This window comes from Pseudomonas sp. LBUM920 (assembly GCF_003852315.1).
Classification (GTDB): domain Bacteria; phylum Pseudomonadota; class Gammaproteobacteria; order Pseudomonadales; family Pseudomonadaceae; genus Aquipseudomonas.
In genome coordinates this window covers 2494877-2513397 of the sequence record NZ_CP027762.1, presented here as the reverse complement: position 1 = coordinate 2513397, position 18521 = coordinate 2494877, and the positions used below count along the sequence as shown (strand labels likewise).

21 protein-coding genes are annotated in these 18521 nt (G+C 61.8%); 12 read left to right on the top strand and 9 right to left on the bottom strand.

The window, feature by feature from the left end; all coding sequences use genetic code 11:
- The first annotated feature begins 206 nt into the window (after positions 1–206).
- From C4J83_RS11740 to C4J83_RS11730, 3 genes are all read left to right on the top strand, one after another.
- On the top strand, positions 207–698 hold the full coding sequence (locus tag C4J83_RS11740; protein ID WP_124417105.1) for a GNAT family N-acetyltransferase: 492 nt from the start codon (positions 207–209) through the stop codon (positions 696–698).
- 100 nt (positions 699–798) lie between these two features.
- A complete protein-coding gene (locus C4J83_RS11735) occupies positions 799–1944 on the top strand; it encodes a hypothetical protein (protein WP_124417104.1) in 1146 nt (381 codons plus the stop codon).
- 56 nt (positions 1945–2000) lie between these two features.
- Entirely contained in the window at positions 2001–2426 is a 426-nt protein-coding gene (locus tag C4J83_RS11730) for a GNAT family N-acetyltransferase (RefSeq protein ID WP_124417103.1), read from the top strand.
- Here the strand turns inward: C4J83_RS11730 and C4J83_RS11725 are convergent.
- Both C4J83_RS11725 and C4J83_RS11720 read right to left on the bottom strand, forming a co-directional pair.
- Positions 2413–2910, bottom strand: coding sequence for a hypothetical protein (locus tag C4J83_RS11725; RefSeq protein ID WP_256660662.1), 498 nt, complete (start codon positions 2908–2910; stop codon positions 2413–2415). The genes C4J83_RS11730 and C4J83_RS11725 overlap by 14 nt on opposite strands.
- Positions 2911–2913: 3 nt before the next feature.
- Positions 2914–3453, bottom strand: a complete 540-nt coding sequence (locus C4J83_RS11720; protein WP_256660661.1) for a GNAT family N-acetyltransferase — start codon at positions 3451–3453, stop codon at positions 2914–2916.
- 47 nt (positions 3454–3500) lie between these two features.
- Between C4J83_RS11720 and C4J83_RS30465 the strand changes: the two genes are divergently transcribed.
- Positions 3501–3653, top strand: a complete 153-nt coding sequence (locus C4J83_RS30465; protein ID WP_164487898.1) for a hypothetical protein — start codon at positions 3501–3503, stop codon at positions 3651–3653.
- Between the two features lie 75 nt (positions 3654–3728).
- Positions 3729–4619, top strand: a complete 891-nt coding sequence (locus tag C4J83_RS11715; RefSeq protein ID WP_124417101.1) for an AraC family transcriptional regulator — start codon at positions 3729–3731, stop codon at positions 4617–4619.
- Here C4J83_RS11715 and C4J83_RS11710 read toward each other — a convergent pair.
- Positions 4561–5148, bottom strand: a complete 588-nt coding sequence (locus C4J83_RS11710; RefSeq protein ID WP_124417100.1) for a LysE family translocator — start codon at positions 5146–5148, stop codon at positions 4561–4563. The genes C4J83_RS11715 and C4J83_RS11710 overlap by 59 nt on opposite strands.
- 225 nt (positions 5149–5373) lie before the next feature.
- On the opposite strand from C4J83_RS11710, the gene C4J83_RS11705 reads away from it, so the two are divergent.
- Together C4J83_RS11705 and C4J83_RS11700 are read left to right on the top strand one after the other, a co-directional pair.
- Positions 5374–6216: an alpha/beta fold hydrolase gene (locus C4J83_RS11705; RefSeq protein WP_119735414.1), complete on the top strand. Its 843-nt coding sequence runs from the start codon at positions 5374–5376 to the stop codon at positions 6214–6216.
- Between the two features lie 64 nt (positions 6217–6280).
- Positions 6281–6859: a TetR/AcrR family transcriptional regulator gene (locus tag C4J83_RS11700; protein WP_164487924.1), complete on the top strand. Its 579-nt coding sequence runs from the start codon at positions 6281–6283 to the stop codon at positions 6857–6859.
- 11 nt (positions 6860–6870) lie between these two features.
- Here the strand turns inward: C4J83_RS11700 and C4J83_RS11695 are convergent, their stop codons facing one another.
- On the bottom strand, positions 6871–7431 hold the full coding sequence (locus tag C4J83_RS11695) for a phospholipase D-like domain-containing protein (RefSeq protein ID WP_124417098.1): 561 nt from the start codon (positions 7429–7431) through the stop codon (positions 6871–6873).
- Between the two features lie 34 nt (positions 7432–7465).
- Here C4J83_RS11695 and C4J83_RS30460 point away from each other — a divergent pair, with 34 nt between their 5' ends.
- Positions 7466–7603, top strand: coding sequence for a hypothetical protein (locus C4J83_RS30460; protein WP_164487923.1), 138 nt, complete (start codon positions 7466–7468; stop codon positions 7601–7603).
- A 138-nt stretch (positions 7604–7741) separates the two neighbouring features.
- Here the strand turns inward: C4J83_RS30460 and C4J83_RS11690 are convergent, their stop codons facing one another.
- Positions 7742–8176 (bottom strand): winged helix-turn-helix transcriptional regulator, encoded by a 435-nt coding sequence (locus tag C4J83_RS11690; protein ID WP_106580186.1) that lies wholly within the window; start codon positions 8174–8176, stop codon positions 7742–7744.
- A gap of 105 nt (positions 8177–8281) precedes the next feature.
- On the opposite strand from C4J83_RS11690, the gene C4J83_RS11685 reads away from it, so the two are divergent.
- Positions 8282–8980 (top strand): SDR family oxidoreductase, encoded by a 699-nt coding sequence (locus tag C4J83_RS11685; protein WP_124417097.1) that lies wholly within the window; start codon positions 8282–8284, stop codon positions 8978–8980.
- On the opposite strand, the gene C4J83_RS11680 is transcribed toward C4J83_RS11685, so the two are convergent.
- A complete protein-coding gene (locus C4J83_RS11680) occupies positions 8970–9854 on the bottom strand; it encodes an NAD(P)/FAD-dependent oxidoreductase (RefSeq protein ID WP_106580188.1) in 885 nt (294 codons plus the stop codon). The genes C4J83_RS11685 and C4J83_RS11680 overlap by 11 nt on opposite strands.
- Positions 9855–9998: 144 nt before the next feature.
- Here C4J83_RS11680 and C4J83_RS11675 point away from each other — a divergent pair, with 144 nt between their 5' ends.
- Positions 9999–10436, top strand: coding sequence for an Rrf2 family transcriptional regulator (locus C4J83_RS11675; RefSeq protein WP_106580189.1), 438 nt, complete (start codon positions 9999–10001; stop codon positions 10434–10436).
- Between the two features lie 4 nt (positions 10437–10440).
- On the opposite strand, the gene C4J83_RS11670 is transcribed toward C4J83_RS11675, so the two are convergent.
- The 3 genes from C4J83_RS11670 to C4J83_RS11660 all read right to left on the bottom strand — a co-directional run bounded on the left by C4J83_RS11670 (position 10441) and on the right by C4J83_RS11660 (position 14202).
- A complete protein-coding gene (locus C4J83_RS11670) occupies positions 10441–11886 on the bottom strand; it encodes a mechanosensitive ion channel family protein (RefSeq protein WP_124417096.1) in 1446 nt (481 codons plus the stop codon).
- Positions 11887–12053: 167 nt separating this feature from the next.
- Positions 12054–12920, bottom strand: coding sequence for a pirin family protein (locus C4J83_RS11665; RefSeq protein ID WP_124417095.1), 867 nt, complete (start codon positions 12918–12920; stop codon positions 12054–12056).
- A 76-nt stretch (positions 12921–12996) separates the two neighbouring features.
- The gene (locus C4J83_RS11660) at positions 12997–14202 is read right to left on the bottom strand and encodes a multidrug effflux MFS transporter (protein ID WP_124417094.1); all 1206 of its coding nucleotides are present in this window, start codon (positions 14200–14202) and stop codon (positions 12997–12999) included.
- A gap of 100 nt (positions 14203–14302) precedes the next feature.
- On the opposite strand from C4J83_RS11660, the gene C4J83_RS11655 reads away from it, so the two are divergent.
- Both C4J83_RS11655 and C4J83_RS11650 read left to right on the top strand, forming a co-directional pair.
- A complete protein-coding gene (locus tag C4J83_RS11655; protein ID WP_124417093.1) occupies positions 14303–15409 on the top strand; it encodes an efflux RND transporter periplasmic adaptor subunit in 1107 nt (368 codons plus the stop codon).
- Between the two features lie 2 nt (positions 15410–15411).
- The gene (locus tag C4J83_RS11650) at positions 15412–18495 is read left to right on the top strand and encodes an efflux RND transporter permease subunit (RefSeq protein ID WP_124417092.1); all 3084 of its coding nucleotides are present in this window, start codon (positions 15412–15414) and stop codon (positions 18493–18495) included.
- The last annotated feature ends 26 nt before the right edge of the window (positions 18496–18521 follow it).

The following is an 18521-nucleotide window of genomic DNA, read 5'->3' as shown; positions in this document are numbered from 1 at the left end:
CACTAAAATTTGCCTGGCGTACCGCGTTGGTTTTGACTGGGGCTGCTTCGCAGCCGAACGCGGGGCAAGCCCGCTCGCCACAAAAAGCCCGCGCGCGGCGTTGAATGGGCCGGCGTACTGCAACAAGGCAGCTCGCCACAATCCGTGTCAGGCCCTTGATGTTTCTTTATGATGTGGCCTTTCGCTTAACGTCCCAGGAAATACCCATGCCCGCCCTCACCTTCCGTAACGCCCTCCCCGCCGATGCCGCGCGCTGCTTTGAAATCGAAATCAGCGCTTACGAAGGCGATGAGGCCGCGACCCTGGAGAAAATCGCTACGCGCATTGCGCAGTACCCCGAAGGCTTTTTGATTCTGAAAGCAGATGGCGAGGTGGTGGGTTTTATCAACTCTGGCTGCGCCCATCAGGTGGTGATGTCGGACGAGGCGTTCAAGGAGTTGGTGGGGCATTCGGCCGACGCGCCGAATGTGGTGATCATGTCGGTGGTGGTTGACCCGGCGCAGCAGGGCAAGGGCTATTCCAAGCGGTTGATGACCGAGTTTGTGCAACGCATGCAGGCCATGGGCAAGCAGACGATTCACTTGATGTGCAAGGAGCAGCATGTGCCGTTGTACACGCGCATGGGTTACAGCTATGTGCAGCCTTCGCCTTCTGACCATGGCGGGATGGCGTGGCATGAGATGGTGATGGCTTTATAATAGCCACCCTTATAGTTCATCCTTTTGCCGGCGCCCGACAATGCGTCCTGAACTGATTCGGAGCAGTTCGTTCGTCCTCACTTCTGGGAAGGAACCCCACGTGATCAACGCAAGACCGATTACCTTTCAACAAGCGTTGAAGAAGAACCTCAAGCGCGCACTGACCTTCTGGGCGCCGCTCAGCGTGATTTTTACCGGGCTGGGCACGCTGCTGGGGTTTTATACGCTGTCGACTTACGCGACCGCGATTGGTCGCCCGGATGTGATGGCGGCCGCACTGGAGGCCAAGTCTGCGCTGATTCCCTGGCTTGCTACTGTGATTGGCATGCTCGCCGTGTACATTCTGATCCTGGTGTCGACCACGGTACTATTCGGGCTCACGGTGTCTTTGTTCAATGATGTCCCGTCGCTGCAGCCCAAGCTGGTAAGCATTCTTTTGCTGCCTGTATGGGTGGGGATTGTCGCCTTGCTGTGGCAGATCTTCGAAGGACCACGCCTGAGTGACGGTGAGAAACTCTTATGGGTCCTGCTGTTGCTAGGGCTCGCACTTGGCTCAATGCTGGCGCGCACCACTTTCAGATTGGCAGTCGACACTTGCGCCACCATGGCCGGCCCCGGCAATGCCAAGAGCTGGCCGCTACGCTGCTGGTTCATGCTGATGCTGTCTTTGCTGCTGGTCAGCACGGTGTTGTCCGCCATATTCCCCGCCAGCCTTATTCTTAAGGCCTATATAGGCGAGGACACGCCCGATGCAATCACTCGGCTGATGCTGATCTCGATGTTCGCCGCCTGCATCACCCTGCTGCCAGTAGTGATTTTCTATGTCAGCCGGGCGGACCTGTTCAAGCGACTGACACTTGTTCTGGCGGCCGTTCTCGGGAGTGGAGGGATGATCATCAGTATTTCGCCCGGCGGGTCGGCGGCCCTGGTTTATTCGGCAGCGTTTGTCATGAATGCTCGAGCCCCTGCGGAGTCCAGGTTCTTGCTGACCAAAACCTATGCGACCGAAGATTTCGACACCCGCGTGTGGGGAAATGTAGAAACGTTGCGTGGTCAACCCGTCGTCTCTGCGTTCCCGCTGTTTTCTTTCGGCGACGTGCTGTTGTTGTGCCCTACCAGCCTGATCAAAACACAGCGCAAAGAATGGCCGGAACAGTCTGCCTACTGCGCGCTCACCCAAAGCGGCAACGCGATTCGCGTACCCAAGAAATTGAAACCGGTCACGCCCCCCCAGACGACACCATGAAACAGTCGACCCCACGGGATAGTGTCAAGGCGTTGCAAAGCGAGGAACCCAACACGATGCCGCACCCCCAGATTGAAATCAGCGACCAACCCAAACCCGACGCCGAGCGCCTGCTCGGCAACGGTCTCGCCGCGTTCAATGAAGCCATCACCGGTGCCAACGACCGCCAGCCACTGACGGTGCTGGTCAGGGATCCGGGCACTCGGCAGATCCTCGGCGGCATCACCGGCAAAACCTCTTTGGGCATGGCCTTCCTCGACCTGTTCCACTTGCCCGATGCCCTGCGCGGCTCGAGCCTGGGCAGCCAATTGCTGCAAGCCTTCGAAGACGAAGCCCGGCGCCGGGGTTGCTTGAGCGCGGTGCTGTACACCCTCAGTTTTCAGGCACCGGCGTTTTACCAGAAGCAGGGGTGGGTGCGGTTTGGTGAGGTGCCGTGCTTGCCTGCGGGCAGCAGCCGGGTGTTTTTGTCTAAGGCGCTTTGAGGGTTTGCCAGTCGAGGCCCGCAAAGTGTTGCGTGAATTCGAGTAGCTCGCGGTCGATGACTTCGGCATGCCCATGCACTCCGCTGTCCGCCAGGCTGTACGCATCATCAAAATACCCGCACGCCTGCAGGGTGCCGGGTAAGTCGTAGCCTGACCGGGTCCATAGACGGTAAATGCCCTCGGCCAGGCGTCGCCCGAAGGCGGGGTCACCAAGAAGTCGGCTGTGCGCAACCGACAGCACATAAGGCAGCATTTCGTCTTCGGCCATGGCCGGCGCGGCGACTTGCAATAGCTGCCACATGACCTCCTCGCGACTCGACCTGCTCATGAGCGCGAGTTCTATCAGCGCATAGGGAGGATGCTGCAGTGTCGCCAGTGTCGTATCCGCCCATTGAATGACCGCGGCCACATCGATAACGCCGATGTCCAGGGCGCACCTGAGGTAGGCGACGGTTACACCAAAGGCTGCTTCATCCTCGCTCATCATTCACCCGCCGGCGCTCAGGGTTTTACCAAACAACCGGTTCTCGTGGGTTTCGCCCTGGAACGTATAGGTCGGCGAGCCCAGCAGTTCGTAGCCGCGGCGCGGGTAAAAACCCAGTGCCCGTTCATTGCCGACCCACACCGTGGCCCACAACAGTGAAGCCCCGGCCAGCGCTGCGTGTTGCTCGGCCGCTTGCAGCAGTTGGTAGCCGATACCCCGGCCGGTAAAGCGCTCCTGGATGTACAGGCGTTGTAGCTCGGCAACGTTGGAGGATGGAAGCATTGCGTGCCCGGCGCGCAGTTTGATTTGAGCAAAACCGACGAGGTGGCCGTTGGTTTCTGCCACCACCAGAGCGCTGCCGGGTTCGGTCATCAGCTGCGAGATGGTAGCCGGCGCAAAGGCTTGCAGCGCTTCGGTGGCGATGGCGCTGCGAATGCCTTCGGTAGCGTAGGTATCGAGAAATACCTGCATGCCCAGCACGCCGATGCATAAGGCATCCTGGGGGCTCGCGGCGCGAATCTGGATGGGCGAAGACGATGTCATGTGCGGCTCTAGGGCTGAAAACGGCGTGAGCAGGGTTTTTAGCATAAATGGACCTTGGCCGGCGTATTCCACCCGCAAGCCACTCCCATTTTGCGCACAAGGGGTTTGAGGCTGAACTGTCGGGTGGAGTACTCGACGGCTGGCACCTGCCGACCGGCTACACCTACCAACACACTCGCGATGCCGACGGCTGCGTGTAGAGCTCAGCGTTGCTGACGGCCCTGGCGGTCTGTGTAATGATCGCCCTTCGTTCCTCAAGGGATGGAGCCACCGCCATGTCGCTGAACACCGCTGACCCCGCACAAGCGCCGCGCTTCTGGCGTGATGCGCGCATGCCGTTCATCGAAGCGCGGACCATAGCCGATGGGCGCAAGGTCACTTATACCCGTCACGCCCACGAGCATTTTTCCATCGGCGCGATCACCACCGGGCGCAGTTATTACCACTACGGCGCGCAGACGTTTGAGATCAGCGCCGGCACGGTGGTGTTGATGAACCCCGGCGATGTGCATGCGTGCAATCCGATCTACGACCAGCCTTGGTCGTATCACATGATTTACCTCGACACGCCTTGGCTGACCGACCTGCAATACCAGCTGGGATTCAGTACCGATCAGGGTTATCGGCCGTTCAACACGCCTTACACCCGCGATCCGGTACTGTTCAACGGTTTGATCGAGCTGTACGCAATGCTGCTGGATGAGCACGCCGAACTGCTGCAAAAACAGAGCGCGCTGGTGAGTTTTTTCACCGAGGTGCAACAGCGTCTGAACCCTTCATTGACGCCAGTGCGGGAGGTCAACCACAAGCTGGAGCGGGCCGCCGAGTACATCCGCGCGCACTGCACCGAGGCGTTGAAGCTCGAGGAGATTTGCCTGGCGGCCGAGCTGTCGCCGTCGTATCTGATCCGTGCGTTCAAGCAGTATTACGGGCTGACGCCGCATGCCTTTCTGGTCAACCGGCGTATCCAGTTTGCCCGAACTCAATTGCGCAACGGCGAGTTGATCGCTGACGTGGCGCTGGCGGCAGGGTTTGCCGACCAGGCGCATTTTCAGCGCGCATTCAAACAGCATTTCGCCGCTACGCCGGGGCAATACCGCGACTTGCTCAAGCCATCAGCAAATAACCCACACTGGCCACCAGCAACGCGGCCATTGAGCGGTTGAACAGGCGTACGCCTTGCGGGTTGCTCAGGTAGCGTCGCAAGAACGTCCCGGCGTATGCCCAGCACGCCACCGACAGGTAGCAGATCACCAGGTAGAGCGCCGCAAACAGCCACACTTGGCCCGCATCGCCGTCCGCCACAAACAACCCCATCCCTGCCACACAGGCCAGCCAGGCTTTGGGGTTGAGCCATTGCATGATCGCGCCGTAAAGCATCGACGGCGCAGTGGCGATCCCATCAGCGTCGAGCCGGCCATCGTCCACCGCCAGCTTCCAGGCCATGTACAGCAAAAACGCGACACCGCCCCACTGGATCAACTGGGTCAGGATCGGCCAGCGCACCAACACTTCATGCAGGCCCAGGCCGATCAGCACCAGCAGCAAGGTGAAGCCGACGGCGGCGCCAAACACGTGTTTCTGGCTGGCGGCAAAGCCGAAGCGCGCGCCGGCGCTGAGCGCGACCACGTTGACGGGGCCCGGTGTGATGGAGGTGGCCAGGGCGAAGGCGGCCATGGAGAGGATCAAGCTCATTGCGATTCCTTTTTGTTGTGTCAAGCGAAGATGGCACCACGGTAAAGCGCTGAACGTGCGTGGTATTGAAGAAAATCACCCTGAGCACTTAGACGGTTTTATTCCATTGATATAACTGCATTTTTTTCTCTCATTCGGTGAGTTTCGATAGACAAAAATGCATATTTTCAACACCGAGGCCAATGCTAGAGTTCAGCGCCTTCTCACTGCAAAAAAGGAATCGCCATGTCACGTCGCCTGCTGGCAGTTGCCTGCCTGATGCTGTCTTTCTCTGCGGTCCACGCTGCCGAACGCTGGGAAACCCTGCCGCCCACCCCAGCACCGGTGGCCGGTGCCAAAACCGGTTACGCCGCCGTCAATGGCATCAAGGTCTATTACACACGCACCGGCCACGGCTCGCCGGTGGTGTTGCTGCACGGTGGCTTGTCCAATTCGGATTACTGGGGCAACCAGGTCAAGGCCCTGGCGGCCAAGCACACGGTGATCAGTATCGACAGCCGTGGCCACGGGCGCAGTTCGCGGGATGACAAACCCTACGGCTACGACTTGATGGCGGATGATGTAGTGGCTGTGCTCGACAGCCTGAAAATCCCGCGTGCCGATATCGTCGGCTGGAGCGACGGCGCGATCATCGGCATTGACCTGGCGCTGCGCCACCCGGACCGCATCGGCAAAGTGTTCGCCTTCGCCGCCAACACCCAGACGTCCGGCGTCAAAGACGCGGTCGAGAAAAACCCGACCTTCGCCGCCTTCATCGAACGCGCTGGCAAGGAGTACGCCAAGCTGTCGCCGACGCCCAAAGAGTACGACGCGTTTGTCGAGCAGATCAGCCATATGTGGGCCAGCCAACCGAACTGGACCGACGCGCAACTGGCGAGCATCAAGACCCCGATTCTGGTGGTGGATGGCGACCATGACGAAGCGATCAAGCGCGAACACACCGAGTACATCGCCGCGACCATTCCGGGTGCCGGCCTGCTGATTCTGCCGAACACCAGCCACTTCGCCTTCCTGCAAGACCCGGCGTTGTTCAATGCCGCGCTGTTGGACTTCCTCGACAGCAAATAGACCCTGTACCCTGTCGGCGCGCACCGGTTGCGCGCCCACAGTTCCCAGCCACGTCAGGACGCCAATGCCCAACCCCATTCCTCGCCGGCGCGATGCCGCCGTCACCCGCGAAGCCATCGTGTCGTCTGCGCGCAAGGCGTTTGCCCGATCAGGCTACGATGACACCGGGCTGGGAGAAATCGCCGCAGGCGCGGGGGTGACCGTAATGCTGGTCAACCGCTATTTCGTCTCCAAGGAGCAGCTGTTTGCCGAAGTGATCGCCGAGGCGCTGGCCAACCCGCGCGCCCTGACGCAAGGCAACCTCAGCGCGGCAACCCTCGGCCGCACCCTCGCCACCGCGTTAGTCAGCATCACCGAAGCGGGCAGCACGCCGCTGGATGGCTTCCTGATTATGCTGCACTCGGCGTCGAGCAAGCGCGCGACGGCGATTGGCCGCGAGCACGTCGAAAAAGGCCACCAGGCGACCATGGCCGCCGCGCTCCAGGGCGCGCATCGCGAAGAGCGCGCAGCGCTGGTGATGGCGCTGGTGTCAGGCTTTCAAGTGATGCGCCAGATGCTCGAACTGTCGGCGCTGGCCAAGGCCGACCCGCAGGTGTTGATCGACTTGCTGACGCCGCTGTTTCAACAACTGGTGGACGGCTGAACCTGGCTACTTCACGAACAATTCCGGTCCCGCGCCTTCACATGGCCGGGGCGATGGCAGGCATCGAACCAGGGGTTCTCCCCGCAGCCGGCGGTTTGGCCAGGCGCAAGGCGTGCAGCACGCAGGGCTGGCCGGCATTGACGCGAAAGTGGAAGTGATCGAGTAGGCGCAACGCCTCGATGGCATGCACCACGGCGATCTTGGGCGTCACGCACCTTGCCGTTGATCTGGCTGAGGAACACGATGGAATACAACACCGAACTGCTGGCTTGCCCGATGCTGGTGGCGATAGGGTTCAGGGACAGCGCGCCGTCGGCGTGGGGCGCAAAGCACAGTGAGACTTTTGAGCCGGGCTGATCGCGCACCTCCCAGCACTGCGGTGAAAGCGGATGCTTGCGCAAGGTCGCGGGCGCGGTCCGGTAGGCGTCGAATACCTCGGCACACTTGCCGGCCACGTTTTCATCGTCGAACAGCAGCACGTTGTTGGCCTGAATATACAGGCCGCGCAGGGCGAGACTGGTGGAGCCGCCGAGCACACGTATGGCCTTGCCCGCGCGCCCCACAATCAGCACTTTGTTGTGCTGCTGGCTGGGAAAATGCAGGCGCTTGACCTGCGCCCCAGTGGTTGGCGCCGGGGCAGCGCACTTCGATGCTGAAGCCCACGAAGGCGGGCGGCGCCAGGTCTTGCGCGAGGTCGAACGCCAGCAGCGCAGCGCCCTCGCCGCGGTACAGCTTGACGGTTAGCCCCTGGGAGCTGGTCTTGCTTTCAAAGTCGGTGATCATGGCGTGTCTCCTCTCCTGGAAGACCTCCGTACACCGGACGGGGCGTTAACCCGCTCACCACTGGGAGGCGGTCTTGTACAGTCCAGCGACTACGCCGCATCAAGCCACCGGCGCTTGCGTAACGATGTCTTCCAGGCCCAGCACCCGGCCATCCTCAGACACGATCTCGACCTTGCGCAGCGGCTTGAGCGAACGCGCATCCAGCACGCGCGCACTGACATGCTCAGGCTCAGTGTGCGCCTCGCCCCATTGAGCCAGCGTGACCAGCACCGGCATCAGCGCGCGGCCCTTGTCGGTCAGTTGGTATTCATTGCGCGCGCCGACCTCACTGGTGTGCAGCAGGCCTTGCTCGACCATGTCCTTGAGGCGGGTGGCGAGGATGTTTTTCGCTACGCCCAGGTGTTTCTGAAAGTCGCCGAAGCGTGTCACCCCGGCAAACGCGTCGCGGATGATCAACAGCGTCCACCAATCCCCCACCACATCCAACGCACGGGCGACCGGGCAGCCGTCGCCTTCCAGGCATTTGCGTTTCATCGTCGGGCCTCCAGCAATCAGAAATATTCGGTTGCATTATAGGACCAACAGGCTCAGGATAAAAAAGGTTTCATTATTAAACCTAATTTATCGCGGGAGCTGATCATGGATATTCGTGGAAAAGTGGTGTTGGTCACCGGCGCCAACCGTGGCCTGGGCAAAGCCTTTGTGACTGCGCTGCTGGCAGCGGGCGCGGCCAAGGTGTATGCAGCGGCGCGCGACCCGGCCAGCGTGAACATTCCCGGCAGCACGCCGATTGCTCTGGACATCACCGACCCGGCCAGCGTGCAGCGCGCCACCGAGCAGTGCACCGACGTCAGCGTGTTGATCAACAACGCGGGCTTTCTGAAGTACGGCTCGTTGCTCGCCGACGACAGTGTCGAGAACCTGCAGCAGCACTTTGAAGTGAACACCTTCGGCACCCTGCGCCTGAGCCGCGCATTTGCGCCAATCCTGGCCAAGCAAGGCGGCGGCGCGCTGATCAATATCCTCTCGGTATTGAGCTGGCTGAGCCCGCCCGGCTCCGGCGGCTACAGCACGTCGAAATCCGCCCAGTGGGGCCTGACCAACGGCCTGCGCGGTGAACTGCGCGAGCAAAATACCCTGGTGATCGGCGTGCACCCGGCCTATATCGACACCGACATGGTGGCCGATGTCCAGGCACCGAAAAGCACGCCCCAGGAAGTGGTCGCGATCACCTTGCAAGCCCTGAGCGAAGACCGTGAAGAAGCATTGATCACTGACATGACCCACGCGGTGAAAGCTTCGTTGTCCACCGCCAGCCCGGTCTACCTCACCCGTTGATCAACGAAAAGTGCGCGCCCACGCCGGCGCGCACGCCCTCGCCCACCGCCAGCGCCACGGAGCCGGCGGCAAGCGAGGTATCGCCACAGGCAAACACACCGGTCACGGAGGTCTGGCGCGTTTCATGGGTGTGCACATAGGCGCCCGTGGGGCCGTCGGCCAATTCACACCCCAATTGCGCAGCCAACGGGCTGATGCGGGTGCGCGACAGGGTGAAGACACCGTCCAGCGCAATGACGCGGCCATCTGCCAATTCCAGGTCGGCGCGTTCGCCGCTGATGCGCGTGACGGTTGTGCTTTCCACTGAAACTCCCCGTCGATCCAACTGCGCCTGCTGTTCGGCATCCGGCGTGAACACGCCATTGGTGAACAAGGTGGTGGTGCCCCAATCCGGCAGCATCAGCGCGTGATGCATCGCCAGCGCGGAGGTGGCCAATACGCCGATGCGGCCTTGGTCGAGTTCATAGCCGTGGCAGTAAGGGCAATGAAACACGCGTGTGCCCCAGCGTTCCTGCAGGCCTTCGATGGCGGGTAATTCGTCGACCACACCGGTGGCGAGGATCAGGCGTCTGGCCTTGAACTCGCCATTGCACTGGGTGCGCACACTGAAACCGCCCTGCTGCACGACGGCTGTGATCACGCTGTCCTGCACCCAGGTTACCGTCGGGTACTCCATCAGTTGGCTGCGGCCCTCGGCGGCGATGACATCGGGTGACTGGCCGTCCTGACCGAGAAAACCATGGGAGGTGGCGGCAAAGCGATTGCGCCGCTGACCGGCATCGATCATCAACACCTTGCGCCGCGCCCGCGCCAACTGCAGGCCTGCAGACAGGCCGGCATAGCTGCCGCCCACAATAATGACGTCGTGCACCATGAACGTGACCTCGTGTGTTGCGCGCACGGTTATCCGTGCGCTTTCACGACACACCGTAAGTTACGTAAAAATACCGCGTCAAGCGTCTCGCAACTTTTCAGGTTACAAACGATACTTTGCGCCGACTCGACTGGGGATTATTTGATGAGAAACGACACCCGCCTCTCGCGCATGCTGCATGTGCTGATCCATATGGGCCGCCATGAAGAGCGCGCCACCTCGGAAACCATCGCGCAGATGCTAGGCACCAACCCGGTGGTGGTGCGACGCACCCTGGGGTTGCTCAAGGAAAAGGGCTATGTGCGCTCGGAAAAAGGCCATCAGGGCGGCTGGACGCTGGGCAAACCCTTGAGCGACATCACCTTGCTGGATATTCACAACGCGCTGGGCACGCCGTCGATTTTCGCCATTGGCCTGTCCACCGACCACCCGCAATGCCTGGTGGAACAGGCCGTAAACGCGGCCCTCACGGACGCATTCGACCAGGCGCAGGCGCTATTGATCGCGCGCTTGGGCGATGTAACGCTGGCGCAGTTGGCGGATGATTTTGACCAGCGCTACCGCGTCGCGATGGCGCCCTGAGCGCTTACAACCCGCGACTGCGCAACCACTGCAAAAAGCCTTTTTTGACTGGCACCACCGGCGATTCCTGGGTCATGGCCTGCGCTGCGTGCACGCGAAAATCCAGCAGCGCCTTCATCGCTTCGCTGATGTCATGCCGCGCGTCCAGGCAGGGTTTGAGGTATTCCTTCTCGATGCGGTACAGGGTGCAGAAGGTCTTGGCGGAAAAGTCCGCCAGCGCCGCCTGGTCGGACAGAATCCCCGCCTCGCCAATCACTTCACCCGGCCCCATGCGCCCGGCTTCGAATTTGTGACCGCCCTTGATCAGCATCACCGAGACCACACCGGACTCGACGATAAACAAATGATCGCTGACCTCCCCCGCCGGCAGGATCATTTCGCCAGCACGGTAAGTGTGCAGCGTCATGTTCTGGCTGAAGGTGTCTTTCTCCTCCTGGCGCAGCGTGGAGAAAATCGACGAGCGCTCCAGCAATGCGCGTGCGCCGGACAGCGCTGGCGGCGCGCCGCTTTCGGTGGCGGACAGCAACCCCACACCCGCCGCCTGCAGGTGCCTGAAAGCCAAATCGTAAAGCTGGTTACGCACTTCACGCTTGAGGGTCATGGCTGGCACAAAGCCGCTGATTTCATACTCGACGCCGCCACTGGCGGAGGTCTTGAATGCCACGCTCGGCGCGGGGTTGGCCAGCAGCGGCCGGCACCCTTGCATGGCGCGCTCGAGCGCCTCAATCACGATTTGCGGACGCGCATGCGGGCTGACTTGCAGGCTGACGGCCAGGCCGAACATGTCGGCGGGGCGTGAGAAGTTGATGATCTTGGCCTTGGCCGCCAGAGAATTGGGGATCACCGCCATGCTGCCCTGGGAAGTCTGCAGGCGCGTGGCACGCCAGTCGATATCGGTGACGCGGCCTTCGGTGCCGTCGATGGAGATCCAGTCATCCAGCTGATACGGCTTGGTGGTGTTGAGCACGATCCCGGAAAACACGTCGCTCAAAGTGCTTTGCAACGCCAGGCCGACAATGATCGCCACCGCGCCGGAGGTGGCGAGCACGCCCTTGACCGGCAGGTCGAGCACGTAGGCCATGGCGGCGATGATCGCGATCAGGAAGATCACCGCGCCCATCAAATCCTGCAGCAAGCGCCCACCATGGCCGACCCGTTGCATCATCACCGCACCGAGCAATACCGTCAGGGTTCGTGCGGCGAACAGCCACCAGCCGATCTGCAAAGCAGTAGCCGACAGGTGCAAGGCGGTGTTGTCGGTGTACGGCGCGAGCTGCATGGGGTTCATGCCGTCGTTGAACAGCACGGCGCTGTACACGGCAAAGATCGCCAACCGCGCCGCCAGCTTCCAGTTGGCGAGGTTGACGGAAATAAGCCGCCACACGGCAATGTCGATAAAGATCAGCGCCACGGCGCACAACATCGGGTGATCAGCAATAAATGAGGGCATCCAGGCGACTCCAGGGCGAATGCTCAGAAGATCGCATGAATCGGGAACGCTGGAAAACAAAATGTGGGCGCTGGCTTGCCGGCGATACCGACACCTCGGTGTATCAGTGGCTCCGAGGTGATGCTATCGCAGGCAAGCCAGCTCCCACAGGGGTTTGCGCTCGACCGTCAAGCCTGCATCTGTCCGAAACGACCGGACTGGTAGTCGGCAAATGCCTGGTGGATTTCCTGCTCGGTGTTCATCACGAACGGGCCGTGGCCGACGATAGGTTCATCAATCGGTTCACCGCTGAGCAGCAGCACCTTGGCGTCGTCGTTGGCCTCAAGGGTGATGTGCTCGCCGTCGCGCTCGAACAACGCCAGTTGCCCTTGGCGTGCCACTTCCTCGCCATTGACCAGCACGGTGCCACGCAGGATCACCAGCGCAGTATTGCGCCCGGCGTGCAGGTCCAGCGTGACCGCTTTACCGGCGTTCAGCCGCAAGTCCCACACGTCTATCGGCGTGAACGTGCGCGCCGGCCCTTGAGTACCGGAAAATTCACCGGCGATCAGGCGCAATTGCCCGGCGTCGTTGGCCAACGGCAGCACCGGAATGTCGCCGTCGACGAGGGTCTGGTAACCGGCGTCGGCCATTTTGTCCTTGGCCGGCAAGTTGACCCACAGCTGCACCATTTCCAGCGCCCCGCCGCTGCGGGCAAAGGCTTCGGAATGGAATTCTTCATGAATGATGCCTCGCGCGGCGGTCATCCACTGCACATCGCCGGGTCCGATCGTGCCCCCGGCACCGGTGGAATCACGGTGCTCCACTTCGCCGTCATACACGATGGTCACGGTTTCAAAGCCGCGATGCGGGTGCTGGCCTACACCGCGACGTTGTTCGGTGGGGGTGAAATCGGCCGGGCCGGCGTGGTCCAGCAACAGGAATGGGCTGATGTGCTTGCCCATCGCGTCGTAGGAAAACAGCGTGCGCACCGGAAAGCCGTCACCGACCCAATGGGCGCGGGGGCTGGTGTAGATGCCGATGATTTTTTTCATGGTGTACCTCCAAAGTGCCTACACCCTAAGTCCGTCGGCCTCTGAACACTAGCCGGCAAAAGCAGCCCTGATCGTCCTACGTATAGGACAGTCCCTTGACCGGACGTTGGCGCAACAAGTGGAACGCGACAAACGCCGACACCGCAAAGCTGGCCTCAATGACGATCATCGGCGTGGCACTGCCATCGCGCAAATGGCTCAGCAACAGGCCGCTGCAGGTCGCACCAAACATCTGCGAAAACCCCATCAGGCCAGCGGCCAGCCCCGCGCGGTGAGCGTTGGGCATCACCGCGCCCGTGACCGAGCCGGGGAGCACCAGGCCACCGCCCAGGGTCACCAGCGCCACCGGAATGTCCAGGCCCAGCACCGACAGGCCGAACAGCTCGTAAATCAGCACCGCCGATACGCCGCCGATGGCCACCAGTGTCACGCCCATCGCCACAATCCGCTGCGGTCCCAGGCGCATGATGTTCCGCCGAGTGTAGGTGGAACCGACGATCAACATCGACACAATCACGCCAAAATTGATGCCGTATTCAAGGCTGCTGAAACCCAGCAGGTTGATAAACACCGCCGACGAACCCGCAATCACCGAGAACATCGCGCCATAGGTACAGGCCAATGCCACGGCGTACGCCCGGTATTGACGGCCCTTGAGCAAATCCAGGTAGTGCCCGCCGAGGGTACGCCAATGGCCGGCCGTGGGATCGAGGCAGTGGTTGCTCTCGCGAAAGAACAGCACAGCCAACACCAGCACCACACTGCCAATGATCAGGGCCACAACAATCGGCGCGTGCCAGCCCAGCAGCTTGATCAGCAGCCCGCCAATCATCGGCGCGACGACAATGGCGTAAAGCATGCCGATCATGGTCAGCGCCAGGGCCGGCCCGGCTTCGGCTTGCCACACGTCACGCACCACGGTGCGCGCCAACACCAGCGCGGCGCAGGCGCCGAGGCCTTGCAACACGCGGGCGGCAATGAATTGGCCAATGTCGTTGACCAGCAGCATCGAGAAAGTCGCCAGCACATACAGGACCAGGCCGCCGATCAGCACCGGACGACGGCCGATACGGTCCGACAACGGCCCGAACAGCAACTGCCCGAGGCCGAATGCAGCAACAAACGCCGACAACGCCATCAGCGCCGAACCGGCTGGCGCCGCCAGCGCCTGCTCGATAGCGCCAAGGCCTGGGATGATCAATTGAGTCGACACTTCACCCAGTGCCGTGAGGGCCACCAATAAAAATAACAAGCTTCGCGAGGGGGCCGGGACGTTTGCCATGGGGAATATCCGGGGGCTGGATTAATTTATATTTCGACCATAATATGCGTAAAAAATTATGTCCATAATTTTTTATTCACTGGTTAGCCCGGAGCCCGTCATGATCCCTCTTCCCCTGCGTCTTCTCACGCCTTTAGCCCTGTTGATCCTCCTCGGCGGCTGCAACAGCAAGGCCGACACCGCCGCCGAAGTGCCGCTGCCCCGCCCCGTGCGCGCGGCCAAAGTCGAAGCCGCCGGCACCCAGCAAAGCGCGTACACCGGCGTAGTGGCTGCGCGCACAGAAAGCGACCTGGGCTTCAGGGTCAGTGGCAAGGTCATAGACCGCAAGGTCGACCCCGGCCAACATGTCTCCCGTGGTGACACCCTGCTGGTGCTGGACATCGGCGACTTCGAGCTGGCCCTGCGCTCGGCCAGGAACCGCGTGAACGCGGCCCAGGCGCAAGTGCGCCAGCGCCGCGATGATGAAAACCGCTACCAACGCCTGGCCAGCACCGGCGCCGTGTCGCGGCAGATTTTCGACCAGTCGGCGACCAACCTGCGCGTCGCCGAGGCTGAGCTGGCTTCGGCGCAATCGGACGCCAGCCAGATCGAAAACCGCCGCACCTACTCGGTGCTCAAGGCCGACGGCGACGGCATCATCACCGATGTGCGCGTGGACCGCGGCCAAGTCGTCGCCGAAGGGCAGATCGTCGCGCGCCTGGCCCATGACGGCGCTCGCGAAGCCATCGTCAACCTGCCCGAAAACCAACGCGACCACGCCTCACAAAAAGCCTTGGCGTTCCCCTTCGGCGCGCCGGACCAGGCCGTGACTGCCACCCTGCGCGAGCTGTCCGCCAGCGCCGACCCGACCACCCGCACCTACCGCGCGCGCTATGTATTGCACGGCGCCGTTGACCGTTTCGCCCTTGGCTCGACCATCACCGTTCGCCTGCAAGGCAACGGCCAGGCCCAGCAAACCCGCGTGCCCATCGGCGCGTTGCAAGACGCCGGGCAAGGCACCGGCGTGTGGCTGATTGGCGCTGACGACACCGTCAGCTTCGCCCCCGTCAAGGTCGCCAGTCTCGGCCAGGAGGATGCCCTGCTCGACAGCGGCCTCACACCCGGCCAGACCATCGTCGCCCTCGGCGCGCACCTGCTGCACAGCGGTGACGCGGTGCGCCTGCTGCCCGCACAAGCACTGGCCCTCAACCGTAAACAGGACCACTGAGCATGCGCGGCATCAACCTCTCCGAACTGGCGGTGAAACACCGCGCAGTCACGCTGTTTCTGATCATCGCAATCCTCGCCGCCGGCGTCTTCTCGTTCGGCCAACTGGGGCGCGCCGAAGACCCTTCATTTACCGTCAAGGTCATGACCATCACCGCCGCCTGGCCCGGCGCAACCGCCCAGGAAATGCAGGAGCAAGTCGCCGACCGCCTGGAAAAACGCCTGCAGGAACTGGACTACTACGACCGCGTCGAGACCATCGCCCAGCCGGGTTTCGTGTCGATGCGCATGACCTACAAAGAGTCCACGCGCCCCAGTGAAATCCAGGATCTGTTCTACCAGACCCGCAAAAAGCTCAGCGATGAAGCGTCGAAACTGCCCAAAGGCGTGATCGGGCCGTTCTTCAACGATGAATATTCCGACGTGTATTTCGCCCTTTACGCACTGGAAGCCGAGCACTTGCCACATCGCCAGCAAGTGCAAATGGCCGAAGAACTGCGCCAGGGCTTGCTCAACCTGCCGGGCGTGAAAAAGGTCAACATCCTCGGCGAGCAGGCCCAGCGGATCTTTGTGGAGTTTTCCTACGAGCGCCTGGCAACCCTGGGCATCAAGCCCGATCAGATCTTCGCCGCCCTCGCCGCGCAGAACGCCGTAGCGCCATCGGGATTCGTCGAAACCGCCGGCGCCCGCGCCTATATCCGTATCGACGGCGCCTTCGACAGCCTCGCGCTGATCGAAAACGTGCCGCTGGAAGTCAACGGCCGTGTGCTGCGCATTGCCGATGTGGCCACCGTCAGCCGTGGCTATGAAGACCCGCCCAGCTACCGGATTCGCCATCAGGGCGACCCGGCGCTGATGCTCGGCGTGATCATGGAAAAGCACTGGAACGGCCTGGAGCTGGACAAAAGCCTCAAGGCCCAGGAAGCCAAAATCCAGGCCGATCTGCCGCTGGGCGTGAACTTCGCCAAGGTCTCCGACCAGGCGAAAAACATCAGCCTGGCCGTGAATGAATTCATGCTCAAATTCTTCGTCGCCCTGGCCGTGGTGATGGTCATCAGCCTGCTGGCGCTGGGCTTTCGCGTGGGCCTGGTGGTGGCCGCCGCAGTGCCGCTGACCTTGTCCGTGGTGTTTGTGATCATGCTGCTGACCGGGCGTGAATTCGACCGTATTACCCTCGGCGCGCTGATTATTTCCCTGGGTTTGCTGGTGGACGACGCGATTATCGCCATCGAGATGATGGTAGTGAAACTGGAGGAAGGCGTTGACCGGATTCACGCCGCCACGTTTGCCTGGAGCTCCACCGCCGCGCCGATGCTGACCGGCACGCTGGTGACGATCATCGGCTTTCTGCCGGTGGGTTTTGCGCGCTCGGGCGCCGGGGAATATGCCGGCAATATCTTCTGGATCGTCGGCTTTGCGTTGATTTCGTCGTGGCTGGTGGCGGTGGTGTTCACGCCGTACCTGGGCGTGAAATTGCTGCCGCAGATCAAACCGGTGCCGGGCGGCCACGACGCCATCTACGCCGGCCGTTACTACCAGAAACTGCGTGATGTGGTCCAAGCCTGTGTGCGCAGGCGCTGGTGGGTGACGGGCTTGGTGGTGGCGGCCTTTGTGCTGTGCGGCTTGGGGATGGGCGTGGTGAAGAAGCAGTTCTTCCCCAACTCTGACCGTTCCGAACTGATCCTTGAGGTGTACATGCCGCCCGGCAGCGCGTTCAAAAGCACCGAGGCGGTGGCGGCGCAGTTGGAGAAAGCCCTGCTGCAAGAGCCACAGACCCGCCTGGTCGATACCTATGTGGGCGGCGGCGCGCCGCGCTTCTTCCTGTCGCTGAACCCCGAGTTGCCCGACCCGGCGTTTGCCAAGCTGATTGTGCAAACCCCGGACTCGCATGCCCGCGATGCGCTGAAACTGCGCATGCGTGAGCGCATAGCGGCCGGTGAATTCCCGGCTGCGCGTGTGCGTGTAACGCAATTGCTGTTCGGCCCGCCCGTGCCGTTTCCGGTGGTGTTTCGTGTGTCCGGGCCAAACGTGGATGTACTGCGCGGCGTGTCCGAAGAGGTGCGTCGCATTGTCGCCGCCAACAAGCTGACCAAAGACGCCTTTCTCGATTGGGGCGAGCGCACCAGCGGCTATCGCCTGGTGCTTGATCAGGACCGCCTGCGCCTGCTGGGCTTCACGCCCAATGAGGTCAAATCGCAGCTTAATGCCTTGCTCAGCGGCAACCCGATCACCGAGGTGCGCGAAGGCAATCGCACCGTCTCCGTGGTCGCCCGCGCCCAGGGCAACCAGCGCGAAGACCTCGGCAATCTCAACAATATGACCCTGACCAACAGCGCTGGCACCTCGGTGCCGCTGGCTCAGGTCGGGCATTTTCAGGCGGTCATGGAAGAACCGATCCTCAAGCGCCGCAACCGCGCGAGCACCGTGGAAGTGCGCGCCGACATCATCGACGGCGTACAACCGCCCGACGTGGAAATGGCCGTGTACAAAGACCTGCAACCGCTGATCGCAAAGCTGCCTGTCGGTTACCAGATCGACATCGGCGGCCCGGTGGAAGAAAGCGCCAAGGCCAACGTCGCGCTGGCCGCACTGTTCCCGATCATGATTTTGCTGACGCTCACCGTGATCATGTTCCAGGTGCGCTCGTTCGGCGTGATGTTCATGGTCTTCGCCACCGCGCCCCTGGGCCTGATCGGCGCGGTGCCGACCTTATTGCTGTTCAACCAGCCGTTCGGGTTTAACGCGATTCTGGGCCTGATCGGGATTGGCGGCATCCTGATGCGCAACACGCTGATCTTTACCGATCAGATCCGCCAGAACCAGGAGCACGGCATGGCGATTCGCGAGGCGATTGTCGAAGCCACCGTGCGCCGCGCACGGCCGGTGATTTTGACGGCGTTGGCAGCGGCGCTGGCGTTTATCCCGCTGACGCTGTCGGTGTTCTGGTCTTCGTTGGCCTATGTGCTGATTGGCGGCGTGCTGGTGGGCACGGTGTTGACGCTGTTGTTCCTGCCGGCGCTGTGCAGCTTGGTGCTTGGGCGGGAGAGGACGAAGACTACCGAAACATCCCACGTAACCGCCGGATAAGCTCTACAGATATCGCCTGAAAACCT

Excerpts from the sequence above, each read along its gene's own strand:
- C4J83_RS11740 (WP_124417105.1), top strand. The coding sequence starts at position 207 with ATGCCCGCCCTCACCTTCCGTAACGCCCTCCCCGCCGATGCCGCGCGC.
- C4J83_RS11730 (WP_124417103.1), top strand. The coding sequence starts at position 2,001 with ATGCCGCACCCCCAGATTGAAATCAGCGACCAACCCAAACCCGACGCC.
- C4J83_RS11725 (WP_256660662.1), bottom strand. The coding sequence starts at position 2,910 with ATGAGCGAGGATGAAGCAGCCTTTGGTGTAACCGTCGCCTACCTCAGG.
- C4J83_RS11720 (WP_256660661.1), bottom strand. The coding sequence starts at position 3,453 with ATGACATCGTCTTCGCCCATCCAGATTCGCGCCGCGAGCCCCCAGGAT.
- C4J83_RS30465 (WP_164487898.1), top strand. The coding sequence starts at position 3,501 with ATGGACCTTGGCCGGCGTATTCCACCCGCAAGCCACTCCCATTTTGCG.
- C4J83_RS11715 (WP_124417101.1), top strand. The coding sequence starts at position 3,729 with ATGTCGCTGAACACCGCTGACCCCGCACAAGCGCCGCGCTTCTGGCGT.
- C4J83_RS11710 (WP_124417100.1), bottom strand. The coding sequence starts at position 5,148 with ATGAGCTTGATCCTCTCCATGGCCGCCTTCGCCCTGGCCACCTCCATC.
- C4J83_RS11705 (WP_119735414.1), top strand. The coding sequence starts at position 5,374 with ATGTCACGTCGCCTGCTGGCAGTTGCCTGCCTGATGCTGTCTTTCTCT.
- C4J83_RS11700 (WP_164487924.1), top strand. The coding sequence starts at position 6,281 with ATGCCCAACCCCATTCCTCGCCGGCGCGATGCCGCCGTCACCCGCGAA.
- C4J83_RS11690 (WP_106580186.1), bottom strand. The coding sequence starts at position 8,176 with ATGAAACGCAAATGCCTGGAAGGCGACGGCTGCCCGGTCGCCCGTGCG.
- C4J83_RS11685 (WP_124417097.1), top strand. The coding sequence starts at position 8,282 with ATGGATATTCGTGGAAAAGTGGTGTTGGTCACCGGCGCCAACCGTGGC.
- C4J83_RS11680 (WP_106580188.1), bottom strand. The coding sequence starts at position 9,854 with ATGGTGCACGACGTCATTATTGTGGGCGGCAGCTATGCCGGCCTGTCT.
- C4J83_RS11675 (WP_106580189.1), top strand. The coding sequence starts at position 9,999 with ATGAGAAACGACACCCGCCTCTCGCGCATGCTGCATGTGCTGATCCAT.
- C4J83_RS11670 (WP_124417096.1), bottom strand. The coding sequence starts at position 11,886 with ATGCCCTCATTTATTGCTGATCACCCGATGTTGTGCGCCGTGGCGCTG.
- C4J83_RS11665 (WP_124417095.1), bottom strand. The coding sequence starts at position 12,920 with ATGAAAAAAATCATCGGCATCTACACCAGCCCCCGCGCCCATTGGGTC.
- C4J83_RS11660 (WP_124417094.1), bottom strand. The coding sequence starts at position 14,202 with ATGGCAAACGTCCCGGCCCCCTCGCGAAGCTTGTTATTTTTATTGGTG.
- C4J83_RS11655 (WP_124417093.1), top strand. The coding sequence starts at position 14,303 with ATGATCCCTCTTCCCCTGCGTCTTCTCACGCCTTTAGCCCTGTTGATC.
- C4J83_RS11650 (WP_124417092.1), top strand. The coding sequence starts at position 15,412 with ATGCGCGGCATCAACCTCTCCGAACTGGCGGTGAAACACCGCGCAGTC.